General features: G+C 68.8%; 5 protein-coding genes. 2 read left to right on the top strand and 3 right to left on the bottom strand.

The window, feature by feature from the left end; translation table 11 throughout:
• A partial coding sequence (locus tag VLG41_RS03500; protein WP_325348007.1) for a 3-hydroxyacyl-CoA dehydrogenase/enoyl-CoA hydratase family protein occupies positions 1 to 2,291 on the top strand: 2,291 nt, incomplete at its 5' end.
• Between the two features lie 11 nt (positions 2,292 to 2,302).
• Positions 2,303 to 3,511: an acetyl-CoA C-acyltransferase gene (locus VLG41_RS03505; RefSeq protein WP_325348008.1), complete on the top strand. Its 1,209-nt coding sequence runs from the start codon at positions 2,303 to 2,305 to the stop codon at positions 3,509 to 3,511.
• A gap of 76 nt (positions 3,512 to 3,587) precedes the next feature.
• Here the strand turns inward: VLG41_RS03505 and VLG41_RS03510 are convergent, their stop codons facing one another.
• The 3 genes from VLG41_RS03510 to VLG41_RS03520 all read right to left on the bottom strand — a co-directional run bounded on the left by VLG41_RS03510 (position 3,588) and on the right by VLG41_RS03520 (position 6,935).
• Entirely contained in the window at positions 3,588 to 4,559 is a 972-nt protein-coding gene (locus tag VLG41_RS03510) for a tripartite tricarboxylate transporter substrate binding protein (RefSeq protein WP_325348009.1), read from the bottom strand.
• A gap of 55 nt (positions 4,560 to 4,614) precedes the next feature.
• Entirely contained in the window at positions 4,615 to 5,937 is a 1,323-nt protein-coding gene (locus VLG41_RS03515) for an arylsulfatase (RefSeq protein ID WP_325348010.1), read from the bottom strand.
• Between the two features lie 101 nt (positions 5,938 to 6,038).
• The gene (locus VLG41_RS03520; protein WP_325348011.1) at positions 6,039 to 6,935 is read right to left on the bottom strand and encodes a LysR family transcriptional regulator; all 897 of its coding nucleotides are present in this window, start codon (positions 6,933 to 6,935) and stop codon (positions 6,039 to 6,041) included.
• Positions 6,936 to 7,018: the final 83 nt, after the last annotated feature.

Raw genomic sequence — 7,018 nt, forward strand, 5'->3', positions numbered from 1 at the left:
TGCCCGCCAAGGAAGGCCCGAAGAACGGCATCGTCACGCGCGCCATCGAGAACCTCAAGAAGCTCAAGCCTTCGCCCATCGGTGTGGCGGCCGACGCGGACCTCATCGTCGCGGCCAACTACGAGGAGCACATGGCCCTGCTGGGTGAGTGCGACCTCGTGATCGAAGCCATCGCCGAACGCATGGACTGGAAGCTCGACCTGTACCAGAAGGTCGCGCCGCACCTGGCCGCGCACGCCATCGTCGCGTCCAACACCTCGGGCCTGTCGATCACCAAGCTCAGCGAAGCGCTGCCCGAAGCGATCAAGCCGCGCTTTTGCGGCATCCACTTCTTCAACCCGCCGCGCTACATGACGCTGGTGGAGCTGATCCCCACGCCCACCACGCAGCCGCAGATCCTGGACCAGCTCGAGACCTTCGTCACCAGCGGCCTGGGCAAGGGCGTGGTGCGCGCCAAGGACACACCGAACTTCATCGCCAACCGCATCGGCATCGCCGGCATGCTGGCCACGATGAAGGAGGTGGAGAACTTCGGGCTCACCTTCGACGTGGTGGACGACCTCACCGGCAAGCGCCTGGGCCGCGCCAGCAGCGGCACCTTCCGCACCGCCGACGTGGTGGGCCTGGACACCATGGCCCACGTCATCAAGACGCTGCAGGACAACCTGAGCGCCGAGACCGACCCGTTCTACGCCAGCTTCGGCACGCCGCCCGTGCTCAAGGCGCTGCTGGACAAAGGCCACCTGGGCCAGAAGGCCAAGGCCGGCTTCTTCAAGAAGGTGGGCCGCGACATCCTGCGCTTCGACCTGGACAGCGGCGAGTACGTGCCCTCGGGCGAGAAGGCCGACGAGGTCTATGGCCGCATGCTCAAGAAGCCCGCGGGCGAGCGCCTGAAGCTGCTGAGAAACAGCACCGGCCCGCAAGGCCGATTCCTCTGGGCCATCCTGCGCAACAGCTTCCACTACGCGGCCGTTCACCTGGCCTCCATCGCCGACACCGCGCGCGACGTGGACCTGGCCATGCGCTGGGGCTTCGGCATGAAACAAGGCCCCTTCGAGCTGTGGCAGGAGGCCGGTTGGCTCGAGGTCGCGAAGATGGTCCAGGAAGACATCGAGGCGGGCCAGGCGCTGAGCAAAGCGCCGCTGCCCGACTGGGTGTTCAAGGGCCCGGTGGCCGAGGCCGGCGGCGTGCACACCGCGCAGGGCTCATGGAACCCCGGCAAGGGCGTGTTCGAGCCGCGCCGTGAACTGCCCGTGTACCAGCGCCAGCCCTTCCCCGAGCTGCTGCTCGGCGAAGCCGGCCCGCGCTTCGCCGACGCGGGCACCACCATCGAAGAGAGCGATGCGGTGCGCCTGTGGACGCTGGACAACGAGGTCCTGATCGCCAGCATCAAGACCAAGATGCACGCCATCAGCCCCGAGGTGTGCGAGGGCCTGATGCAGGCCGTGGAACTGGCCGAGGCGCAGTACCAGGGCCTGGTGGTCTGGTCGGGCGATGAGCCTTTCAGCGTGGGCGCCGACCTGCAGGCCATGCTGCCGGCCTTCCTGGCCGTGGGCGTGGCCGCCATCGAGGACGCCGAAGGCTTCATGCAGCAGACCATGCTGCGCCTGCGCTACGCCAGCGTGCCCGTGGTCTCGGCCATCCGCGGCATGGCCCTGGGTGGTGGCTGCGAACTGGCCGTCTACAGCGGCAAGCGCGTGGCGCACATGGAAAGTTACGTCGGTCTGGTGGAAGTGGGCGTGGGCCTGATCCCCGGCGCCGGCGGCCTCACCTACATCGCGCGACGCGCGGCCGAGAACGCCCAGGCGTCCACCGGCAAGGACCTGCTGCCCTTCCTCACCGAAGGCTTCACCGCTGCGGCCATGGCCAAGGTCGGTACCAGCGCCATCGAGTCGCGCAGCATCGGCTACCTGCTGGAGTCCGACCTGATCGTGCCGCACAAGGACGAGCTGCTGTACGTGGCGCTGAACGAAGCGAAGGCGATGTTCCGCGCCGGCTACCGCGCACCGCACAAGCGCCTGTTCCCGGTGGCCGGCCGCGACGGCAAGGCCACGATCATGGGTCAGCTCGTGAACATGCGCGACGGCGGCTTCATCAGCCAGCACGACTTCCACATCGCCAGCCTGATCGCCAACGTGGTCACTGGCGGCGACGTGGACCCCGGCACGCTGGTGAGCGAGGAATACCTCATGACGCTGGAGCGCCAGGCCTTCTGCGCGCTCATCACGAACCCCAAGACGCAGGAACGCATTCTCGGGATGCTCAACACCGGCAAGCCGGTCCGCAACTGAGGAGCCACGACATGAGCAAACAAGTTCAAGACGCCTACATCGTCGCCGCCACGCGCACGCCCATCGGCCGTTCGCACAAGGGCTCGTTCAAGCACCTGCGGCCCGATGACCTGCTGGCCATCGCGCTGCGCTCCGCGCTCGCGCAGGCGCCCGGCCTGGACCCGAAGGCCATCGAGGACGTGATCTGCGGTTGCGCCATCCCCGAGGCGCAGCAGGGCCTGAACGTGGCGCGCATCGGCGCCATCCTCGCGGGCCTGCCCAACAGCGTGGGCGGCATCACCGTCAACCGCTTCTGCGCCTCGGGTCTGTCGGCCGTGGCCATGGCGGCCGACCGCATCCGCGTGGGTGAAGCCGACGTGATGATCGCCGCCGGCACCGAGAGCATGAGCATGGTGCCCATGATGGGCAACTCGCCCAGCCTGTCGCCCGCCATCTTCGCCAACACGCAGGACGTGGAGCAGTACGGCATCGCCTACGGCATGGGCCTCACCGCCGAGAAGGTGGCGCAGCAGTGGAAGGTCTCGCGCGACGCGCAGGACCAATTCGCGCTGCAATCGCACCAGCGCGCGCTGATCGCCATGAAGAACGGCGAGTTCGCCAACGAGATCACGCCGGTGGAAGTGACCGAGCGTGAGGTGAACCTGGAGTCGGCCGAGGTGAGCCAGCGCACGCGCACCGTGAGCCTGGACGAAGGCGCGCGCCCCGACACCAGCCTGGAAGGCCTGGCCAAGCTGCGCACCGTGTTCGCCGCGCGCGGCTCGGTCACGGCGGGCAACAGCTCGCAGACCAGCGACGGCGCGGGCGCGCTGATCCTGGCGAGCGAGGCGGCGGTCAAGCGCTTCGGCCTGAAGCCGCTGGCGCGCTTCGTGAGCTACGCCAGCCGCGGCGTGCCGCCGCACATCATGGGCATCGGCCCGGTGGAGGCGATTCCCGCCGCGCTGCGCTACGCCGGCCTGAAGCAGGACGACATGGACTGGATCGAGCTGAACGAGGCCTTCGCGGCGCAGTCGCTCGCGGTCATCAACACCCTGGGCCTGGACCCGGGCAAGGTCAACCCCATGGGTGGCGCCATCGCCCTGGGCCACCCGCTGGGTGCCACGGGCGCCATCCGCTCGGCCACCGTGGTGCACGCCTTGCAGCGCCACCAGAAGAAGTACGGCATGGTGACCATGTGCGTGGGCATGGGGCAGGGGGCCGCAGGCATCTTCGAACGCGTCTGAAGCGGGTGCGTTGCCCACGAAAAAGGCGCCCTGCGGGGCGCCTTTTTTTGGGCGAGACCGGCGCCGGGCGTCGGGCTCAGTTGAAGCGGATGTTCGCGCGCCTGGCGACGTCCTGGAATTTGTCCAGGCTCTTCTGCACGAAGCGCTGGGTATCGGCGGGCGACAGCGGCTGGAACACCTGGCCGCCCGCGCTGAGCGCCTGCGTCACTTCAGGGCTCCTGGCGGCGATGGCGATGCTGGCGTTGAGCTTGTCGACGATGGCGGGGTCGATGCCGGCCGGCGCGGCCATGACGAAGTACTGCGTGGCGTCGTAACCCTTCAGGCCGGCCTCTTCCATGGTGGGCACGTCCGGCAGGCTGGGAATGCGATACGGCGTGGTGACCGCGTAGGCCTTGAGCGCACCGGACTGGATGTGCGGCAGCACGGGCGTCGCGCCCAGCATGCCCAGGCTGACCTGACCGCCCATGATGTCCGACACCGCCTGGCCGCCGCCGCGGTAAGGGATGTGCGTCATCTGGGTGCCGGCCATGCTGTTGAAGAGTTCGCCCGCCAGGTGCTGCCCCGTGCCGGTGCCCGAGCTGGCGAAGGTCCATCGGTCGGGGGTTTTCTTCATCGCGGCGATCAGTGCCGACAGATCGGCTGGCGCATTCGCGGCGCCGCCGATCATCACGATGGGGCCCTGGGAGAGCAGGCCGATGGCGCGGAACTCCTTGTCGACGCCGGGTTGGCGTGTGGCGTGCACCACCGGCCCGGGGATGGTGATGAGGGTGTAGCCGTCGTTGCCGGCGCGTGCGGCGGCTTGCAGGGCCAGGGCGCCCGAGGCGCCCGGCTTGTTCTCGATGACGATGGTCTGGCCGATCTGCGCGGAGATCGATTGCGCGAACGCGCGCGTGAGCGCATCGACGGAGCCGCCCGGCACGAAGCCGACCATCCAGGTGATGGGTTTGGCCGTTGGCCAGGGCTTGGCCTGCGCGAAGGCGAGGGGGGAGGACAGCAGCGAGGCCAGGCTCACGCCCAGGACGAGGCGGCGCGACAAACGGGTGGGCATGGGAGGTTCCTTTCGGTGGACGGGTATCGGCGGGGGCGGGGAATCGGCGTGGGGCTCAGTCCGGCGAGCCGGGGGGTGTGTGAGGGGAGTGCCGGGCGCTGTCGTTGAAGGCCTGCACCAGGCGCAACATGGGGCCCATCACCCAGGTGTTGAAGACGAGCACGTCGGTCTCTTCCTTGGGGTCGCGCGTGAGGTTGAACAGGTAGGGCGATTCGAGCTTGCCCTTGCCTTCGTTCACCTCCGGCTCCCAATAGAAGTGCAGCTTCCAGTCGCGCCACTTCACCGCGCGCAGTTCGCTCTTGATGAAGTAGGGGAAGCCTTCGCGCGCCGACTTGGCGTGTGCGCCAGTGAAGAAGGGCAACTGGTTCACGCCATCGATGGGCCGGTCGTGCGGCACAGCCGCGCCAGCGGCGCTGGCCAGCGTGGTGAACAGGTCGGTGACGTGAACGATGTCGTTGCTGATGCGGCCGGCTTCGATGCGACCGGGCCAGCGCGCGATGAAGGGCACGCGCAGGCTGCCTTCCATGGCCGTGTGGTACGTGCCCCGCCAGGGGCCGGCCGTGCCCCGGTACGGTGCGCGGAACTCGGGGCCGTTGTCGCTGCAGAAGATGAAGAGCGTGTTCTCTGCGATGCCCAGGCGATCCACCTCATCGATCACCTGGCCCACGCGGTGGTCCATCTCGGCCATGGCATCGGCGAAGTCGCCGTGGCCGGTGCGGCCCGCGAAATCCGGATGGGGCAGCGTGGGGAAGTGCAGATGCACCAAGGGCAGGTAGAGGAAGAACGGGCGCCCGGTCTCCCGGTGGCGGCGCATGAAGTCGCAGGAACGCGCCACCAGTTCCTCGTCGATGCCCCGGCGCGAGTCGAGGTCGTAGACCTTCACCGCCCGCGAAGGCTCACCCGCCCGGCCTTCCATGATGGAAGGCAGCTCCACGGCCTCGGGGTCGAAGCCCACGCTGGAGGTGAACTGGCTCTCGTCGGTGGTGCGCGGAATGCCGTACCACTCGTCGAAGCCCCGGTCGCTCGGGAAGCGGCCTTCGCAGTCCCCCAGGTGCCATTTGCCGTAGTGCGCGGTGGCGTAGCCCTGTGCCGCGAGCAACTGCGCCAGTGTCACCTCCCAGCGCCTCAGGCCCTGGGGCAGGCCGGGGGGCACCGATTGCAGGCAACCCGTTCGGATCGGGTGGCGCCCGCTCATGAGCGCCGAGCGCGTGGGCACGCAGTCGCTTTCGACGTTGAAGTTCTGCAGCAGCAGGCCGTCGCGTGCGAGCTGGTCGATGCGGGGCGTGGGCGCGCCCCGCAGCGCACCGCCGCCAAAACAACCGAGCTCTCCCCAGCCCAGGTTGTCGGCGACGATCAGAACGATGTTTGGCGTGGTCATGACAAGGTGTCTCGTGAATCGAAGACACCCATTTCATCGCCAGATCCGGGCCAGATGCATGCCCGGGCGTGCTCATGTCCATGCCCGCCGAGAATGCCCCGTCACCGGGCGCGGTGGCTCAGCAGCAAGTCCCGGAAGTCGTTCATCAAGGGGGACCACCGCGCCCCGGGACGCGACAGCATCACCAGCGTGCGCTGCACGTCCAGCGCCGGAATGTCCAGTGGCATCACGCGGCCCAGCCAGCCGCGCAGCACCGAGGCCGGCACCACGCTGAGCAGGTCGGTGGCGGCGAGGATGCCCATGGCGGCCTCGGACGTGTACTCCGTTTCGATCGCGACGCGTGGCAGCGGGGCACCGCTGCGTTCGAAGAGGGCGAACAGGTGGCGCCGGGCCGAGCTTCGGGGCGGTGCCATGATCCAGGCGTAGGGGGTGAGGTCATCAATTCCGACCCTGGGCAGCCCCAGCAGCGGGTGTCCCTGGCGCACCACGACGCGCATGGGATCCTCCCCCAGGTCGATGCGCTCGCCTTGCAGTTGCTGCCCCTCGTAGGTGGGCACAACGGCGAGGTCGAGCTCGCCGTCCTCGATGGCCGCATCGAGGGCATCGGACTTGCCGATGCGAAGCTGCAGGCGCATGCCCGGTCGGCGGCGGGAGAGTTCGGCGGCGGCCCGCGCGGCGATGCTGTCACCCGCGGGGCTGGTGATGCCCAGCCGCAGAAGGCCCGCGTGCCGCGCCCGCAGCTCCTGCGCGGCGCGCACCAGTTCGAAGCGCTGCGCCTCGAAGCGTTGGGCGGCTTCCAGAAACAGCACGCCCTCCGCCGTGAGCCGCGCGCCGCGCGCACCACGCTCCAGGAGTTGCACGCCGACCTCGTCCTCCAAGCGGCGGATCGCCTTGGACACCGATGGTTGGGTGAGGCCCAGGTGTTGCGCGGCCCGGCTGACACCGCCGCTGCGCACCACCTCCAGAAAGGCGCCGAGATCGGAAGGGGAGAGTTCCATGCACCAGGCGAATGCGGATTTCGCCGGGATTCTGGCACGGTCACCGGGGTGGCCGCTTCTTCAAGCCGCGCGTCGCGCGGCGG

The organism is Hydrogenophaga sp. (assembly GCF_035481345.1).
Lineage (GTDB): Bacteria > Pseudomonadota > Gammaproteobacteria > Burkholderiales > Burkholderiaceae_C > Hydrogenophaga.